This window comes from Streptomyces sp. NBC_00576, from assembly GCF_036345175.1.
Taxonomy (GTDB): Bacteria; Actinomycetota; Actinomycetes; order Streptomycetales; family Streptomycetaceae; genus Streptomyces.
In genome coordinates this window covers 7001353-7017233 of the sequence record NZ_CP107780.1, presented here as the reverse complement: position 1 = coordinate 7017233, position 15881 = coordinate 7001353, and the positions used below count along the sequence as shown (strand labels likewise).

Below are 15881 nucleotides of genomic sequence, written 5' to 3'. Positions count from 1 at the left end.
ACGGTCCGACAGAGTACGCGTACTCAGGTACAGGTACCTATCCGCGGACTACACCCCCACCGCCCGCGACACCGTATAGATCAGCAGCCCGGCCAGCGAGCCCACCACCGTGCCGTTGATGCGGATGAACTGCAGGTCACGGCCGATGTGCGCCTCGATCTTCTTCGTCGTGTGCTCGGCGTCCCAGCCCGCGACCGTGTCCGTGATCAGGGAGGTGATCTCGCCCTGGTAGGTCGTCACGACGTACACCGCCGCGCCCTCGACCCAGCCGTCCACCTTGCTCTGCAGCCCGGCGTCGACCGCCATCCGGGACCCCAGCGACAGCAGCGACGCCCGCACGCGCAGCCGCAGTTCGCTGCGCTCGTCCTCGGCCGCCGAGACGATCATCGAGCGTACGGCCGTCCAGGCGGACGCGATCAGGTCCTGGACCTCGCCGCGCCCCAGCACCTCGGTCTTCAGCCGCTCGACACGCGCGCGCGTGTCCGTGTCGGACTGGAGGTCGGAGGCGAAGTCGGTGAGGAAGCGGTCCAGGGCGCCGCGCGCCGGGTGGGAGGGGGCGTCGCGCATCTCGGTGACGAAGCGCAGCAGTTCCTTGTAGACGCGCTCGCCGACCTTCTTGTCGACGAACTTGGGCGTCCAGCCGGGCGCGCCGCCCTGCACGGCGCCCATGACCTCCTCCTCGTGCAGGACGAGCCAGTCGTGGGCGCGTACACAGATCAGGTCGACGACCCGTCTGTGGCCGCCGTCGACGACGACCTTCTCCAGCATCTTGCCGATGCCGGGCGCGATCTCCTGGGCGTCGGCCCGCCGGGTGATGGCCTCGCCGACGACCGCCTGGACGTCGGAGTCGCGCAGGACGGTGAGCGCGCCCCGCAGGGCGGTGGCCAGCTCCGCCGTGACGCGGTCCGCGTGCTCCGGCTCGGCCAGCCAGGTACCGAGGCGGCTGCCGATGCCCACGGCCCGCAGCCGCTGCCGTACGACGTCCTGGGAGAGGAAGTTCTCGCCGACGAACTCCCCGAGGGAGACGCCGAGCTGGTCCTTCTTGGTGGGGATGATCGCCGTGTGCGGGATGGGCAGGCCCATGGGACGGCGGAAGATCGCGGTGACCGCGAACCAGTCGGCCAGCGCGCCGACCATGCCGGCCTCGGCCGCCGCGGCGAGATACCCCGTCCAGGCACCGGCGCCCTGCTCACCGGCCCACTTGGCGAGGACGTACACGACGGCGACGAAGGCCAGCAGTCCGGTCGCGGTGAGTTTCATCCGGCGCACCCCGCGTTGGCGCTCCTCGTCGGCGGGGCTGAAGGAGGTCATGGCCCGGCCGGGGACCGTACCGGCAGGGGCGACGACGGGCGCGGCACGGGTCCGCTGCTGCCCTTCGGTCACGTCGGTCACGTCAGCCCCTTGCTTCCCTCCGGTCCCGTCAGCCCCGCCGGTTGATCCCGTTTTCGTGCGTGCCATTCGCTCCACCGTTCAGTGATCCCCCACACATTGTCCCTTCTTGACCTACTCCCGGAACGGAACAGGAGTTCCCCACGTATATCCGGAGGGGGTCAGTCCGAACGATTCGGCCGACCCTCACAGGCCCATCCCGCATCATGGGCGCAGCCCACCGGAGCCCCCCACGCTCCCCGCCGTACTAGGAGTCACGCACCCCATGACCAGGCGCCACGGTTATGGCTTGTTCGCCGCGATGATCACACTCGTCGTGGCCGTTTCCACCGCCATATACGTCGGGGCGACCCTCGACGACAGCACCCCCCAGCAGGCGAAGTCCCTCAGCCGCGCCCGCGGCGACACGGGCAACGCCGTCGCCCCCGCGTCCGCCGGCGCCTGGGTCGGCACCTGGTCCGCCTCCCCGGTCGACGGCGAGCCCGGCACCGAGAAGCAGGGCCTGGCCGGCCGCTCCCTGCGCAACGTCGTGCACACCGCGGCCGGCGGTACGAGTGCCCGCGTCACGCTCTCCAACCTCTACGGCACGCAGCCCCTGACCATCGCCCACGCCTCGATAGCCGTCGCCGCCGCCGAGAACAGCGCCGCGGCCGACGCCGGCACCATGCGCCGGCTCACCTTCGGCGGCAGCCCCTCGGTGACCATCCCGGCCGGGAAGCAGATCATCAGCGACGCGGTAGGGGTCGTCGTCCCGCGCGACAGCGATGTCCTGGTGACGACGTACTCCGCCATCCCGTCCGGCCCGGTCACCTACCATCCGCACGCCCGGCAGATGTCGTACGCCGCCCGGGGCGACCGCACCGAGGACCCCTTCGCCACCGCCTACACCGAGCGGATCGAGGCCTGGCGGTACGTCACCGCCCTGGACGTCTTCAGCAACCAGGCCAACGGCACGGTCGTCGTCCTCGGCGACTCCCTCACCGCCGGCAGCACGTCCAGCGTGGGCACCAACAGCCGCTGGCCCGACGTCCTCGCCGACCGGCTCCACGCGGCGGCGGAGTCCGGCGCGGACGTGCCCCACTACAGCGTCGTCAACCAGGGCATCGGCGGCAACCGCGTCCTGCAGCCCGGCGGCCTCGGCACGCCGTCGCCCAACGCGAGCGCTCTGACACGGTTCGGGCGCGACGCCCTCGACCGTACGAACGTCAAGGCCGTCGTCATCGACCTGGGCGTCAACGACATCCTGCGCTCCCGCGACCCCAAGGACCTGCAGGCGGCCTCGATCGTCGGCGGGCTGCGTGAGCTGGTGGCCGATGCGCACCGGCGGGGCCTGCGAGTGATCGGGGCGACGCTGATGCCGTTCGGGGGGTTCCACGGGTATTCGGCGACCACGGAGGCGCTACGGCAGTCCGTGAACGCGGAGATCCGGGCGGGGCGCGTGTACGACGCGTACGCGGACTTCGACAAGGCGCTACGGGATCCGTACGACCCTCGGCGGTTCCGGGCGGACTACGACTCCGGGGATCACCTGCACCCGAGCGACAAGGGATACGCGCGGATGGCCGCGGTGTTCGACCTGGAGGAGCTGAAGGGGGCGGCACCGGCTCAGTTGTGAGTGCGGGTGCGTGTGGGGTCGCAGCGTGGCGGGGACGGGGTGAACCCGTCCCCGCCACGCTCGCGGTGTGGGTCAGGTGTTGTAGATGGAGCTGATCCGGTCGTTCCAGCCCGAAGCCCCCGAGGACATGGTGCCCTCCGAGTGCCAGGCGTTGGTGTTGCCCGGGTACCAGTACCCGGAACCATTGGTGTGCTCGGCCAGGTGGGCGTTGCAGCTGCCGACCCGGTACGACGACGTCTGGTCGTTGAAGTTGTATCTGGCGTCGGTCAGGTTCTGCCAGTAGCCGCGGTCGTAGAAGGACAGCTCGCGACCGGCGAACTGGCCGTGCTCGTACAGGCGCAGCGGGGTGGAGCAGGAGGCGGCGGCCACGCTCGGAGTCTGGCGCTGCGCCAGCTTGGCGGCGGTCTGTTCCTGCTCCTTGGCGGTGCGGAAGCACTGGACCCCGCCCGCCGCCTTCCAGACCATGCAGGCCTTGGCGGCACCCCAGTCCTTCGACAGGTCGATCGTCCTGCCCTCGAACTGTGCCTGTACCCCCTTCGTCTGTGCCGCCGAGGCGCCCTCGGCCTGGGCGGCCGGCGCCATGACGAGCCCGGTTCCTGCGATCAAGGTGATTCCGCCGAGCGCGAGGCCGGCCTGGGTAAGCATTTTCCGCATGTCGCAAGGTCTCCTTCGGTCAGTTCGAGGCAGGGCAACCGTGGCTTCTTCTCCATGCCCATGCCACTCTTCCTGACTGACAGTGCAGGGCGGGCCTGCGGTGAATCTGGGGGAAACCTTGAACCGGCTGGTGGCATTCGGACTGCTGGGCAGCGTCGAGGCGCGTGTGCAGGGCCGGTTCCTCGACCTGGGCCACGCACGGCAGCGGTGCGTACTGGCGGTGCTGCTCGTGGAAGCCGGCCGATCCGTTCCGGTCGATGAACTCGTCAACCGGGTATGGGCGGACTCTTCTCCCCGCCACGCCAGGGACACCCTGTACGGCTATGTCTCCCGTCTCCGGCGCGCGCTGGCGGACGTGGACGGCGCGGACATCGTCCGGCGATCCGGCGGCTACGTCCTGGACGTCGAGCGGGCGGCGGTGGACCTGCACCGTTTCCACGACCTGGTGGCCGGTGCCCGGGCGGCCGGACAGGACGACCGGGCCGCAGCCGTGTTCGACCAGGCCTTGGGGCTGTGGCGGGGAGACGCCCTCGCCGGCCTCGACACCCCATGGACCAACGCCCTGCGCACCACCTTGGACCAGGAGCGCCTGGAGGCCGAACTGGAGCGCACCGACATCCGGTTACGGCGCGGACGACACACCGAACTGCTGGCCGACCTCGCCCGCCGCGCGCAGGCGCATCCGCTGGACGAACGACTGGCCGGGCAGTTCCTCCTCGCCCTGTATCGATGCGGCCGCCCGGCCGACGCTCTCCACAGCTACGAGCGGCTCCGGCAACGGCTGGCCGACGAACTCGGCTGCGACCCGAGTCCTCCGCTGCGGCTGCTTCACCAGCGGATGCTCACCACCGACCCCGCGCTCGACCTCCCCGCCGCCGACCCCGTACCGGTCTCCGCCGCCGTGGCCGTGCGGCGCCGCACAACCGTCGGTCGACTGGTCGGACGTACCACGGAACTCGCGCTCGCCGAACGGGCGATCGAGGACGCCGTGGCCGGGACGCCAGGAGTGCTGGAACTTGTCGGTGAGCCCGGCATCGGGAAGACCCGGCTGCTCGTTGAGGTGGGCGAACAAGGGCGCCGACGGGGCCTGACCGTCCTGACCGGGCGGTGCGGGGAGTGGGATCAGGCTCCGTACGGCGTGTTCGTGGACGCCCTGGACGATCACCTCGGCGCGCTGGACGCATCGTCCGGTCTCCCGCTCGGCCTGCTGGGCGCGGTCTTCCCCGCCCTGTCCGCCTGGTGTCCCGACGGACCCAAGCCGGTGACCGCCGAGCGGCACTGGTTCCACCGGTCGGTGCGGGCACTGCTGGAGACACTGGGCGGCGCCGAGGGAATCCTGCTCGGGCTGGACGACCTGCACGGCGCGGACGCGGCGACCGTCGAGCTCATCGACCATCTGGCACGGCACCCGCCGCGCACCCCGCTGCTGCTCGTGCTCGCCCACCGGCCGCGACAGGCCCCGCCACGGCTGATCGCGTCACTGTCCCGGTCGAAGGCCGAGGGCCGGTCGGCCAGGATCGAGATCCAGCCGTTGTCACGGGCCGAGTGCGCCGAACTGTGCGGCGCGGCAACAGGAAAAGAGCAGTTCGACCGGCTGTACGAGGAGAGCGAAGGCAATCCGTTCTATCTGGAGGCGCTGGCCCGCAGCACCGGCACCCCTCCGCCGCCGGCCCCCACCGACCCCGGGCCCACTCCCGACGGACTGCCGCCGTCGGTACGCGCCGCACTCCAGCAGGAGCTGGAAGGCCTGTCGGCCACCGCACGCGCCACCGCGGGCGCCGCCGCGGTGCTCGGCGACACCTTCGACGTGGACACGGCGGCGGCCGTGGCGCGGATCGCGGACACCCGGGCGCTGGAGGCCCTGGACGAACTCGCGGACCGGGATCTGGTACGACAACTGGAGGTCACCCGGCGCTTCCAGTTCCGCCATCCGCTGGTGCGTGCGGCGGTGTACCAGGGCCTCGGCGCCGGATGGCGGATCGAGGCCCATGGCCGGGCCGCCGACAGCCTGGCCTCACGCGGCGCCTCCTTGATCACGCGAGCGCCCCATGTCCAGCGCTCGGCCCGCGAGGGCGACACGGAAGCCGCCGACCTGCTCGTACGAGCCGCACGTCAGGTCCTGACCCTCGCGCCGGTCACCTCGGCCTCCTGGACCGGGGAGGCGCTGCGGCTGCTCGGCGGCCATCATCCGGCGCGACCGGAACTCCTGCTCCAGCAGGCCGATGCCCTGGGTCTGGCCGGACGGCTTCAGGACAGCCGGGACCTCCTGCGCGAGGCCGCTGCCCTCCTTCCTGTCGACGCGCACGGCCTGCAGGCGCGCACGATCGCCTCCCTCGCCCGTGCGGAGTGGCAGCTCGGCCGATACCAGCAAGCCAGGGACCTGCTGCTGCGGGAGCTGGCCAACGGAAACGGGCGGCCGGCCTCCGACATCGTGATCCTGCACCTGGGGATCGCGGCCGTCGCACTGCGCACCTCCGACCTTCCCGCCTCCGTCGACTGGGCCAAACGCGCCCTGCGCACGGCGGAACGCCATCAGGACGCGCCGCGCATCGCCGAGGCGCACGGCCTGCTGGCGCTGGCCCATGTCATGTCCGGGAACCACGCACGATCGACGGAACACCTCGACCTGGCACACGACGCGCTGGACGACACCGGCGACCAGCAGGTGGCCGACCACCTCAACACCCTTGTCACCGTCTGCTGGACACAGATGTTCCAGGGCCGCTACGAATCCGCGCTGCACGGGATCGCACAAGGGCTGAAAGTCTGTCGCCACACAGGCCAGAGTGTCTTCCGCGCCGACCTGCTGGAGACCGCTGCCTACGTCCACCTGTGGCTCGGCCGGTTGGACGACGCGGCGGCGTACGCCGCCGAAGCACTTGAGGCGGCCACGCTGGTCGGGAGCGACGAATCCCGCTCACTGGCCACCGTGGTGAACGCCGCGGTGCTCATGTGGCGAGGAGACGGCGCCGGGGCGCTGAAGATCTGTCAGGAGTCACTGTCCCGGGCCGCCACCGATCCGGACTCACACCGGTCGGCGGTCATCGCGCTGCTCGGTCAGGCCATGCTGCTCACCGGCGACCCGGCCGGCTGTGTCCGCACCGTGGTCGAGGGCGGCGGCGGGCCCGGGCTCACCGGATACGAGGCCCCCATGCGTCCGCTGTGGCTCCGGACCCTGGCCGTGGCAGAGCTGGCGCGGGGCGATGTCCCGGCCGCCGAGCGCTGGGTACATGCCGCTGCCGAGGCCGTGCCTCCAGACGGACCCCCGTCCTGCACGGGCTTCGCCCTGCTCGCCCGCGCCGAGGTCCAGCTCTTTCGGCGGGACGCCGCCGCGGCATCCACCGCGCTGCGAGCCGCCGACGTGTTCCGCGCGGCCCGCATGCCGCTCTACGAGGCCTCCGCCCGGCTGACGGCGGGCAGCGCCCTGTCCTCCTCCGACCGTCCTACCGACGCGCCGGCCCAACTCGTACAGGCAAGGACGCTGTTCACCCAGTGCGGTGCGGACGTCCTCGCGGAATCGGCCCATCAGGCCCATCAGGCCCATCACGAGCACAGCCGCGTCGCCGTCGCGGACATGACGTGACCGGCGTGCTGTCTCCGCTCAGTTCTCGTCCCGCTTGTGCGGGTCGTGCATGCCGTGGTGAAACCCGGAGTCCGAGCCGAAACCGGAGGCGGAGCCACCCAACTCCCCCCGACCGTCCCGCCGCTCCAGCTTCTCCTGGCGCCGTTCCTCCTTCAGGCGCTGACGCTCCGCCTTCGGGAGTTTGCGCGTGACGCCCACCCCGCCCCAGAAGGCGAACCCCTGGATGATCACGCGCGGGGCACCGGGATCCCCCAGCACCCCCTCCTGGCTGTGGTCGAAGCCGCCCATGATGCCGATGCCCCGCACGACGACCTCGACGCCGGGCGGCACGATCACATTCATCCCGCCCATGATCGCGACGCAGTTGAGGACCACCTCACGGTCCGCGAAGTTCGCCTCACGCAGGTCGAGTTCGCCACCGCCCCAGAACGCGAACGAGTTGAACTGGCGCGGCACCGTCCAGCGCCCCCTGCGCTGGAACCCGCCCATGACGGCGACACCCCACCGCGAGGAACCCTCGCCCCCGACAATCCGGTCCGCCCAACTCCCGCCCCCGACAGGCTGCTTGACCATGCTCACCGTGGGCACACTCACCCCGGCCCCGGGCAGGTCACGGGTGATCGGCGTCAACTCACCGTACGTACGCGCCTGGTAGGTCGCATCCAGCCGTTCCTCGAACTCGGCCATGTCGAGCCGGCCCTCCGCGAGGGCGTCCCGCAGTACCTCGGCGACTCGTTCACGATCGGCGTCGGAAGCGCGCAGCTCCGGAAGGTCGTCCGTCATGCGTCGAAGCCTACGAGGTACCCGCGCGGGAGGCTACGAGGCCGCGCGCCCCGACTTCCCGGCCTGCTCGGCGTACATTTTCGCGATGACCGCCTCGATGTCCGGCTCCCGCACCGACAGGTCCACCAGCGGATACTCCGCCGCGATCCGCGCGACCAGCGGAGCCGCCGACTCCGACGCCGGGAACGCCAGCCACTGACGCGGGCCCTCCACCCGTACGACCCGCGCCGACGGCACCTCGATCGGCGGCAGCTCGCGCTCCAGGTCCACGACGAGGGTCCGCTCACTCTCGCCCACCTCGTGCAGGCCGGTCAGCGGGCCGTCGTACATCAGCCGCCCGTGATCGATGACCATCACACGCGAGCACAACTGCTCGATGTCCTGGAGGTCGTGCGTGGTGAGCAGGACCGTCGTGCCACGCTCGGCGTTCAGGTCGCGCAGGAACTCGCGTACCCGGGCCTTCGAGATCACGTCCAGGCCGATCGTCGGCTCGTCCAGGTACAGCACCTCGGGGTCGTGCAGCAGGGCCGCCGCGATATCGCCCCGCATCCGCTGACCGAGGGACAGTTGACGCACCGGTACGTCCAACAGGTCGGCCAGTTCGAGGAGTTCGACACAACGGTCGAGGTTCTCCCGGTAACGGGCGTCAGGGATGCGGTACATACGGTGCATCAGCTTGTACGAGTCGATCAGCGGAAGGTCCCACCACAGCGTCGTACGCTGCCCGAACACCACCCCGATACGCCGCGCGAGACGCGTGCGCTCACGGGACGGATCGATACCGGCGACCCGCAGCCGACCGCCGCTGGGGGTGAGGATGCCCGTCAGCATCTTGATGGTCGTCGACTTCCCGGCACCGTTCGGGCCGATGTAGCCGACCATCTCCCCGCGCGCCACCCGGAAGGAGATCGAGTCGACCGCCCGCACCTCCCGCCGCTCACTCCTCATGAACCCGGTCCGCTTACGCACGTCGAAGACCTTCTCGACGCCGTCCAGCTCGATGAACGACTCGTTGAACGACTCGTTCAAGGAACCGTCCGCAATATGCCCCTCCGCGACCCGACCGTCTGCGAAATGACCGTCCACTTGACTGTCCACGCGCCCTAACTCCCCGTGCTCCGGTACGAACGAAGTCCCGCCCGCCACGCCAACCCGGCGAGCGCACAGCAGCCCGCCGCCACCAGCGGCGGCAGGAACGCCACCCACTGCGGCAGGTCGAGCGGATAGGGGCGGCCCAGCACATACAGCGCGGGCAGCCAGTTGACGAAGGCCAGCGGGAGAACGAACGTCACCCCGCGCACCAGATCCTGCGCGAACAGACCCGGCGGATACTGCAACAACGTGGACCCGCCGTACGTGAACGCGTTCTGCACCTCGGAAGCGTCCCGCGCCACGAACTGGAAGGCCGCGCCCCCGACGAACACCGCGCAGAAGATCGCCCCGCCACTGACCACCATCACCGGCATCAGCAGCACCTTGAGCACCGTCCAGTGAACGTCGTCGAGGGCCGTGAGGGCATAGCCGAGCACCATCAGGCCCTGGGTGATCCGGCCGAGGCGGCGCAGCGCGAACCGGTCCGCGGCAACCTGCGCGAGCACCGGTGCCGGCCGGACCAGCAGCGTGTCCAGGGTGCCGTCGCGAACCCGGCGCCCCAGCCGGTCCATCGACCCGACGACGAGATCTGCGATCCCGAACGCGACCGCCGACAGCCCGTACAGAAACGCGACCTCAGGCAGCGAGTAGCCGCCGAGCCGGTCGATCTGGGAGAACATCAGCATGATCGCCAGGAAGTCGAGGCCGGTCGCCACGAAGTTCCCGATCGTGGTCATCGCGAAGGAGGCCCGATAGGCCATCGTCGACCGGATCCACATCGCGGCGATCATCCGATAGGCCCGTACGCCGTCGAGCACCCGCTCCCTGCGACCGAGCGGCCCGTCGTCCCAGTCGGCGCCGGTCCACCGCTCACCCCGGACACCGCTCTTCACCGCAGCGCCCACTCCCACGCCCACGCCCACGTCACCCACCCTGAACCACCACCCGCCGAGTAGCGACCGTCTGCAACAGACGCCCCACCGCGAGCAGCGCCACCGCCCACCCGGCCTGGAACGCGAACGTGCCCAGCGGATCCGCCTCCCCCAGCAGGATGTCCGCCGGCGCCTGGATCAGCGCCGCCCACGGCAGAGCCCGTACGATCTCGCCGAGCAGCCCCGGGAAGACATTCAGCGGCAGCACCATGCCCGAGCAGAAGACGCCCGCGAGCCACGCCATCTGGATGACGCCCGCGCCGTCGAGGAGCCAGAACGCGGTCAGTGCCACCAGGAACCGGAACGAGTAGCTGACCAGCATCCCCAGCACCACCGCCGCCAGGAACGCCAGCCAGGTCAGCGGCGAGGCCGGCAGCGTCAGATCGAAGAGCCAGGCGCCGACCGCGACCGGGATCAGCCCCCGCCCCAGCAGATGGAACAGGGCCCGGCCCATGTCCTGGGCCAGCCACCACAGCTGAAGGTCGGCCGGCCGGTACAGGTCGATCGCGATGTCACCCGTACGGATACGCTCGATCAGCTCGTCCTCGAAGCCCGTACCCATCACGCACATCGTCGTCAGCAGCGCCTGGCCCAGCCACACATAGGTGAGAGCCTGGGACTGGTCGTACCCGCCGAGGTGCGGTCTCTCGTCCCACAGGGCGATGTACGTGTAGGCCAGGATCACGCCGAAGACGGTGTTGGTGAACATCCCCGCCAGCGTGGCCGCCCGATAGGTGGCATACCGTCGGAAACCCCCGGCCGCGACGGCCGCGTACAACCGCCCAGAACCCACGACACCAGCCCTTCCCGAACGCTCCGGAACGTATTCGGACCGAAGCGCAGGAGCCTAGTCCGCGCCCCTGGCCGCCCGCCACGCGATTTCGGGCCGGAAGCGTGCCGAGGTCAGGGAACTGATCGCGTGGTGCGACAGTCTTCAAGAGGGGGCGTAAAAGACGTTTGAACGCGTGAGAGGTCGTACGGGAACGTGCGACGCGAAACAGGAGTCCGTGCACGACATGAGCGACCAGCCAGAGCCGCAGCAGCCGACGCAGGGCTCGGCACCCAAAAAACCCGACGTACAGCCCGAGAAGACCGCCGTGCAGCCCGCCGTGGAAGCCCACGTGGAACCCGTCGCGCAGCCCGAGGTGGAACCCGTCGCGGAAGCCGAGGAAACCGTCGTGCAGCCCGTCGTGCAGCCCGTTGTGCAAGCCGTTGTGCAAGCCGATGTGGCGGAGGGCGGGAAGCCCACGAACGCCACGAACGCCACGAAGGCCAAGCGTCCTCGGCGCACCGGATGGCGACGACTGATCCCCACCTGGCGGTTCGTGCTCGGCACGTTCCTGCTCGGGATGCTGCTGGTCATCGGCGTGTTCGCGCTCGGCTACTACATGGTGCACATCCCGGCGGCCAACGCCGCGGCCACCAAGCAGAGCAACGTCTACCTCTACGCCGACGGCAGCCAACTCGCCCGCGACGGCGAGGTCAACCGGGAGAACGTGACACTGGCGCAGATCTCCAAGGACGCCCAGCACGCCGTACTCGCCGCCGAGGACCGCGACTTCTACACCGAGTCCGCGATCGACCCCAAGGCGATGATCCGCGCCGCCTGGAACACGGTGACCGGCAAGGGCAAGCAGTCCGGCTCGACGATCACCCAGCAGTACGTGAAGAACTACTACCTCGCACAGGAGCAGACCGTCACCCGAAAGGTGAAGGAGTTCTTCATCTCGATCAAGCTGGACCGGGTGAAATCCAAGGACGAGATCCTTGAGGGCTACCTCAACACCAGCTACGCCGGCCGCAACTCGTACGGCCTCCAGGCCGCCGCCCAGGCCTACTACGGCGTCGACGCCGTCGACCTGACCGCCGGCCAGGGCGCCTACCTCGCCGCACTGCTGAACGCGCCGAGCGAGTACGACGTGATCGCCCACCCCGAGAACAGGCCGGCCGCACTCGCCCGCTGGAACTACGTCCTCGACGGCATGGTCACCAAGGGCTGGCTGACCGAGTCCGAGCGCACGGGCATCAAGTTCCCGGAGCCGAGGCAGTCGATCGTCTCGACGGGCCTGTCCGGCCAGCGCGGCTACCTGGTCAAGGCGGTCAACGACTACCTCTTCGACAACAAGATCCTCACCGAGGACGAACTCCAGGCCGGCGGCTACCGCATCACCACCACCCTGCAGAAGCCCAAGCAGGACGCCTTCGTGAAGGCGGTCAACGACAAGGTGATGTCGAAACTCGACAAGAAGAACAACAAGGTCGACAACTACGTCCGCGCAGGCGGCGTCGCCATCGACCCCGCCACCGGCAAGGTCCTCGCCATGTACGGCGGCATCGACTACACCAAGCAGTACGTCAACAACGCCACCCGCCGCGACTACCAGGACGGCTCCACCTTCAAACCGTTCGTGTTCACCTCCGCCGTCGAGAACGGCTCGGTGACCCAGGACGGCCAGACGATCACCCCGAACACGTACTACGACGGCACCAACAAGCGCCCCGTCGAAGGCTGGAACGGCCCGGAATACGCCCCCGAGAACGAGGACCAGGGCACGTACGGCGACATCACCGTCCGCACGGCGACCAACAAGTCCGTCAACTCGGTGTACGCACAGATGGCCGTGGACGTGGGCCCCGCAAAGGTCAAGCAGACCGCGATCGACCTCGGCCTCCCGTCCGACACCCCCGACCTCAACCCGTACCCGTCCGTCGCGCTCGGCACATCGACGGCCAGCGTCCTCGACATGGCGGAGGCCTACGCCACCCTCGCGAACCACGGCAAGCACGGCACGTACACGATCATCGAGAAGATCGTCAAGGACGGCGAGGAGGGCGCAGTCACCCTCCCCAAGCAGAAAACGAAGCAGGTCGTGTCACGGGAGGCCGCCGACACCACCACCGCGGTCCTGCAGAGCGTGGTGGAAGAGGGCACGGCGACAGCCGCCCAGGAAGCCGACCGCCCGGTCGCCGGCAAGACCGGCACCGCCGAGGAGGACACCGCGGCCTGGTTCGCCGGCTACACCCCCGACCTCGCGACGGTCGTCTCCGTCATGGGCCAGGACCCCGTCACCGGCAAGCACAAGTCGCTGTACAACGCGATGGGCCTCGACCGCATCAACGGCGGCGGCGCCCCCGCCGAGATCTGGGCCCAGTTCACGAAGGCGGCCCTCAAGGGCAAGAAGGCGAAGGAGTTCGACCTCCAGCTCCAGGAGGGCGCCGACGAACAGCCGCTCCCGCCCGTCGACCCCGACCCCGACCCCGACACCGACGCAGGCCAGGACAACGGCGGCACCACCGACGGCACCAACACCACCGGCGGCCAGGAAACCCCGGGCGCCACAAACGGGACGCCTGGCACAGGCGGCCCGACAACGACCGGCGGCCCGACCACGACGGGCGGCCCGACAACCAACACCGGCGGCACGACGACGACCGGGGGGACGACGAACACGGGCGGCACCACCGACACCACCGGCGGCACCACCGACACCGGCGGCACCACAGACACCGGCGGCGGTACGACAGACACCGGCGGCACGACGGACACCGGCGGCGGGACCACCGACACCGGCGGCACAACAGACACCGGCGGCGGCAACACGGGAGGAACGACGCCGGGCGTGACGAGCGGAGCACTGAGCACGTCGCGACGGGACTGACGACAACCGAGCGGCAAGCGGCGGTAGTCGGCCGGCCGAGCGGCGAGCGGCGGTAGTCGGCTCCCCCGAGCACCAGCATGCCGACCACCGCCGCACCAGCCGACCCAGGCCGGTCGCCCCGACGTCAATCCCTCTGCCGACGAGCCTGCCTCACCTCGCGGTCGACAGCCCAGGCATCGGCGACCGGCCCGAGGTGACCCAGCTTGTCGGGGTTGATCACCGAACGGATCGTCTGAATCTGCCCGTCGAGCACATCGAGAGCCAGGATGTGCAGCACCTTGCCGTCCCGGTCACGGAAAACCGCACCGGGCCGACCATTGACCTCGTGCGGCTCGAAAGTCACATCGACCCGGGCCATCCACGGAATGACGGAGGCAAGCAACCGGGCCACATTCTCGGCACCGACAACAGCCCTGGCCAGCTGCGGAGCCTTACCGCCACCGTCACCGACCATCGACACATCCGCCGCCAGCAGATCCCTCAGCCCCACGACATCACCCTCACGGAGAGCATCGAAGAACCGCGCCGCCAGCTCCTCCCGCTCCTGACGGTCCGCTTCGAAACGCGGCCGCCCGGCCTGCATGTGCCGCCTCGCCCGTACCAGCAACTGCCGGCACGCCGCCTCCGAACGCCCCACCGCCCCAGCGACCTCGTCGAAACCGAAACCGAACACCTCCCGCAACACGAACACCGACCGCTCCAGCGGACTGAGCCGCTCCAGCAACAGCAACGCCGCCATCGACACCGAGTCGGCCAACTCCGCCGAACGCGCCGGATCCTGATACGGATCCGAAAGCAACGGCTCCGGGAACCACGGCCCGACATACTCCTCCCGCCTCACCCGCGCGGAACGCAGCACATCGATCGAGATCCGCGTCACCGTGGCGGACAAGAAGGCCTTCGTCGACGTCGGCCGGGTCGCCGAACCGTCGAAGCGCAACCACGTCTCCTGCACCGCGTCCTCGGCCTCACCCACACTGCCCAGAATCCGATAAGCGATCGAAAACAACAGCGACCGCAACTCCTCGAACTCCTCAACCTTGCTCACACCGACTCCCCCTCGCGATCCGCCCACCCGGCCGTACTCATCGTCGCTCTTCGTCGGCGCGGGCACCTTCCGATGGTCACCCGGGTTCAGTTCAGCTCGCTTCAGTGGAACTGCCCCACCTCGTAGTCCCCAGCCGGCTGCTGCGTGATGATGTTCAACCGGTTCGCCGTGTTCATGAACGACACCAGAATCACCAGCGCGGTGAGCTGCTCCTCGTCATAGTGCTCGGCAGCCCGCGCCCAGACCTCGTCGCTGACCCCGCCCGCCGCGTCCGCGACCCTGGTCCCCTGCTCCGCCAGCTCCAGCGCGACACGCTCCGCCTCGGTGAACACCGTCGCCTCCCGCCACGCCGCCACCAGATGCAACCGCACCGAGGCCTCCCCGGCCGCAGTGGCGTCCTTCGTGTGCATGTCGATGCAGACGGCACAGCCGTTGATCTGACTCACGCGCAACGCCACCAGCTCCTGCGTCGCAGCCGGCAGCGGGGACTCCTTGAGCGCCTTGCCCGCCGCCATGAAGTGCTTGAGGGCCTTGCTGGGGTTCGGGCCGGCGAAGTAGTTCAGTCGCGCATCCATCGTGTGCTCCTCCGTCGTCGTCAGTGCCTACACCCCCTGAGACGAGACAGCCCGACACCCTGTGACACGGACCTCGACACTCGTGTCCGGTGAACGTGAAAGAGCCAGAGACAGAGCAGAGACAGCAAAGAGGCCGGCGACAACAGTCGCCGGCCCCACCTACCGATGATTCACAGACACAGGTTCACAGATACAGGCCGGTCGAGTCCTCAGAGCCCTCGAAACGGTCGGCGGCCACGGCATGCAGATCACGCTCGCGCATCAGCACGTACGCAACTCCGCGCACCTCGACCTCGGCGAGATCCTCCGGGTCGTACAGAACACGATCGCCCGGCTCCACCGTCCGTACGTTCTGCCCGACCGCGACGACCTCCGCCCACGCCAGCCGACGACCGACGGCCGCGGTGGCGGGAATCAGGATGCCGCCACCGGAACGCCGCTCGCCCTCGCTGGCGTCCTGCCGCACGAGCACACGGTCGTGCAGCATCCGGATGGGCAGCTTGTCGTGATGGATGCTCTGCTCATTGCTTTTGGCGCTCACACTCCGAACC

The 15881-nt window shown here is 69.6% G+C and carries 12 protein-coding genes; 3 read left to right on the top strand and 9 right to left on the bottom strand.

Translation table 11 applies throughout. The features are described 5' to 3' along the window. Positions 1-48: 48 nt before the first annotated feature. Positions 49-1458: a DUF445 domain-containing protein gene (locus OG734_RS30660; RefSeq protein WP_443064949.1), complete on the bottom strand. Its 1410-nt coding sequence runs from the start codon at positions 1456-1458 to the stop codon at positions 49-51. A 196-nt stretch (positions 1459-1654) separates the two neighbouring features. Between OG734_RS30660 and OG734_RS30655 the strand changes: the two genes are divergently transcribed. Next, a complete protein-coding gene (locus OG734_RS30655; protein WP_330290672.1) occupies positions 1655-3004 on the top strand; it encodes an SGNH/GDSL hydrolase family protein in 1350 nt (449 codons plus the stop codon). Positions 3005-3076: 72 nt separating this feature from the next. On the opposite strand, the gene OG734_RS30650 is transcribed toward OG734_RS30655, so the two are convergent. Next, on the bottom strand, positions 3077-3658 hold the full coding sequence (locus tag OG734_RS30650) for a hypothetical protein (protein ID WP_330290671.1): 582 nt from the start codon (positions 3656-3658) through the stop codon (positions 3077-3079). A gap of 118 nt (positions 3659-3776) precedes the next feature. Here OG734_RS30650 and OG734_RS30645 point away from each other — a divergent pair, with 118 nt between their 5' ends. Continuing rightward, on the top strand, positions 3777-7241 hold the full coding sequence (locus tag OG734_RS30645) for a BTAD domain-containing putative transcriptional regulator (RefSeq protein ID WP_330290670.1): 3465 nt from the start codon (positions 3777-3779) through the stop codon (positions 7239-7241). 18 nt (positions 7242-7259) lie between these two features. Here OG734_RS30645 and OG734_RS30640 read toward each other — a convergent pair whose 3' ends face one another. From OG734_RS30640 to OG734_RS30625, 4 genes are all read right to left on the bottom strand, one after another. Next, positions 7260-8024: a DUF1707 SHOCT-like domain-containing protein gene (locus OG734_RS30640; protein ID WP_330290669.1), complete on the bottom strand. Its 765-nt coding sequence runs from the start codon at positions 8022-8024 to the stop codon at positions 7260-7262. Positions 8025-8057: 33 nt separating this feature from the next. After that, a complete protein-coding gene (locus OG734_RS30635; protein ID WP_443064948.1) occupies positions 8058-9053 on the bottom strand; it encodes an ABC transporter ATP-binding protein in 996 nt (331 codons plus the stop codon). A 74-nt stretch (positions 9054-9127) separates the two neighbouring features. After that, on the bottom strand, positions 9128-9934 hold the full coding sequence (locus OG734_RS30630) for an ABC transporter permease (protein WP_330293845.1): 807 nt from the start codon (positions 9932-9934) through the stop codon (positions 9128-9130). Positions 9935-10040: 106 nt separating this feature from the next. After that, complete coding sequence (locus tag OG734_RS30625; RefSeq protein WP_330290668.1) at positions 10041-10841, bottom strand: ABC transporter permease; 801 nt, start codon at positions 10839-10841, stop codon at positions 10041-10043. A gap of 223 nt (positions 10842-11064) precedes the next feature. On the opposite strand from OG734_RS30625, the gene OG734_RS30620 reads away from it, so the two are divergent. Then, positions 11065-13707, top strand: coding sequence for a transglycosylase domain-containing protein (locus tag OG734_RS30620; protein ID WP_330290667.1), 2643 nt, complete (start codon positions 11065-11067; stop codon positions 13705-13707). Positions 13708-13831: 124 nt separating this feature from the next. Here OG734_RS30620 and OG734_RS30615 read toward each other — a convergent pair whose 3' ends face one another. The 3 genes from OG734_RS30615 to OG734_RS30605 form a co-directional block, all read right to left on the bottom strand. Next, positions 13832-14755 carry an RNA polymerase sigma-70 factor gene (locus tag OG734_RS30615; RefSeq protein ID WP_330290666.1) on the bottom strand — a complete coding sequence of 308 codons (924 nt, stop codon included), beginning with the start codon at positions 14753-14755 and terminating at the stop codon, positions 13832-13834. A 101-nt stretch (positions 14756-14856) separates the two neighbouring features. Then, positions 14857-15330: a carboxymuconolactone decarboxylase family protein gene (locus OG734_RS30610; protein ID WP_330290665.1), complete on the bottom strand. Its 474-nt coding sequence runs from the start codon at positions 15328-15330 to the stop codon at positions 14857-14859. A 184-nt stretch (positions 15331-15514) separates the two neighbouring features. After that, a complete protein-coding gene (locus OG734_RS30605) occupies positions 15515-15871 on the bottom strand; it encodes a GroES family chaperonin (RefSeq protein ID WP_330290664.1) in 357 nt (118 codons plus the stop codon). Positions 15872-15881 lie beyond the last annotated feature (10 nt).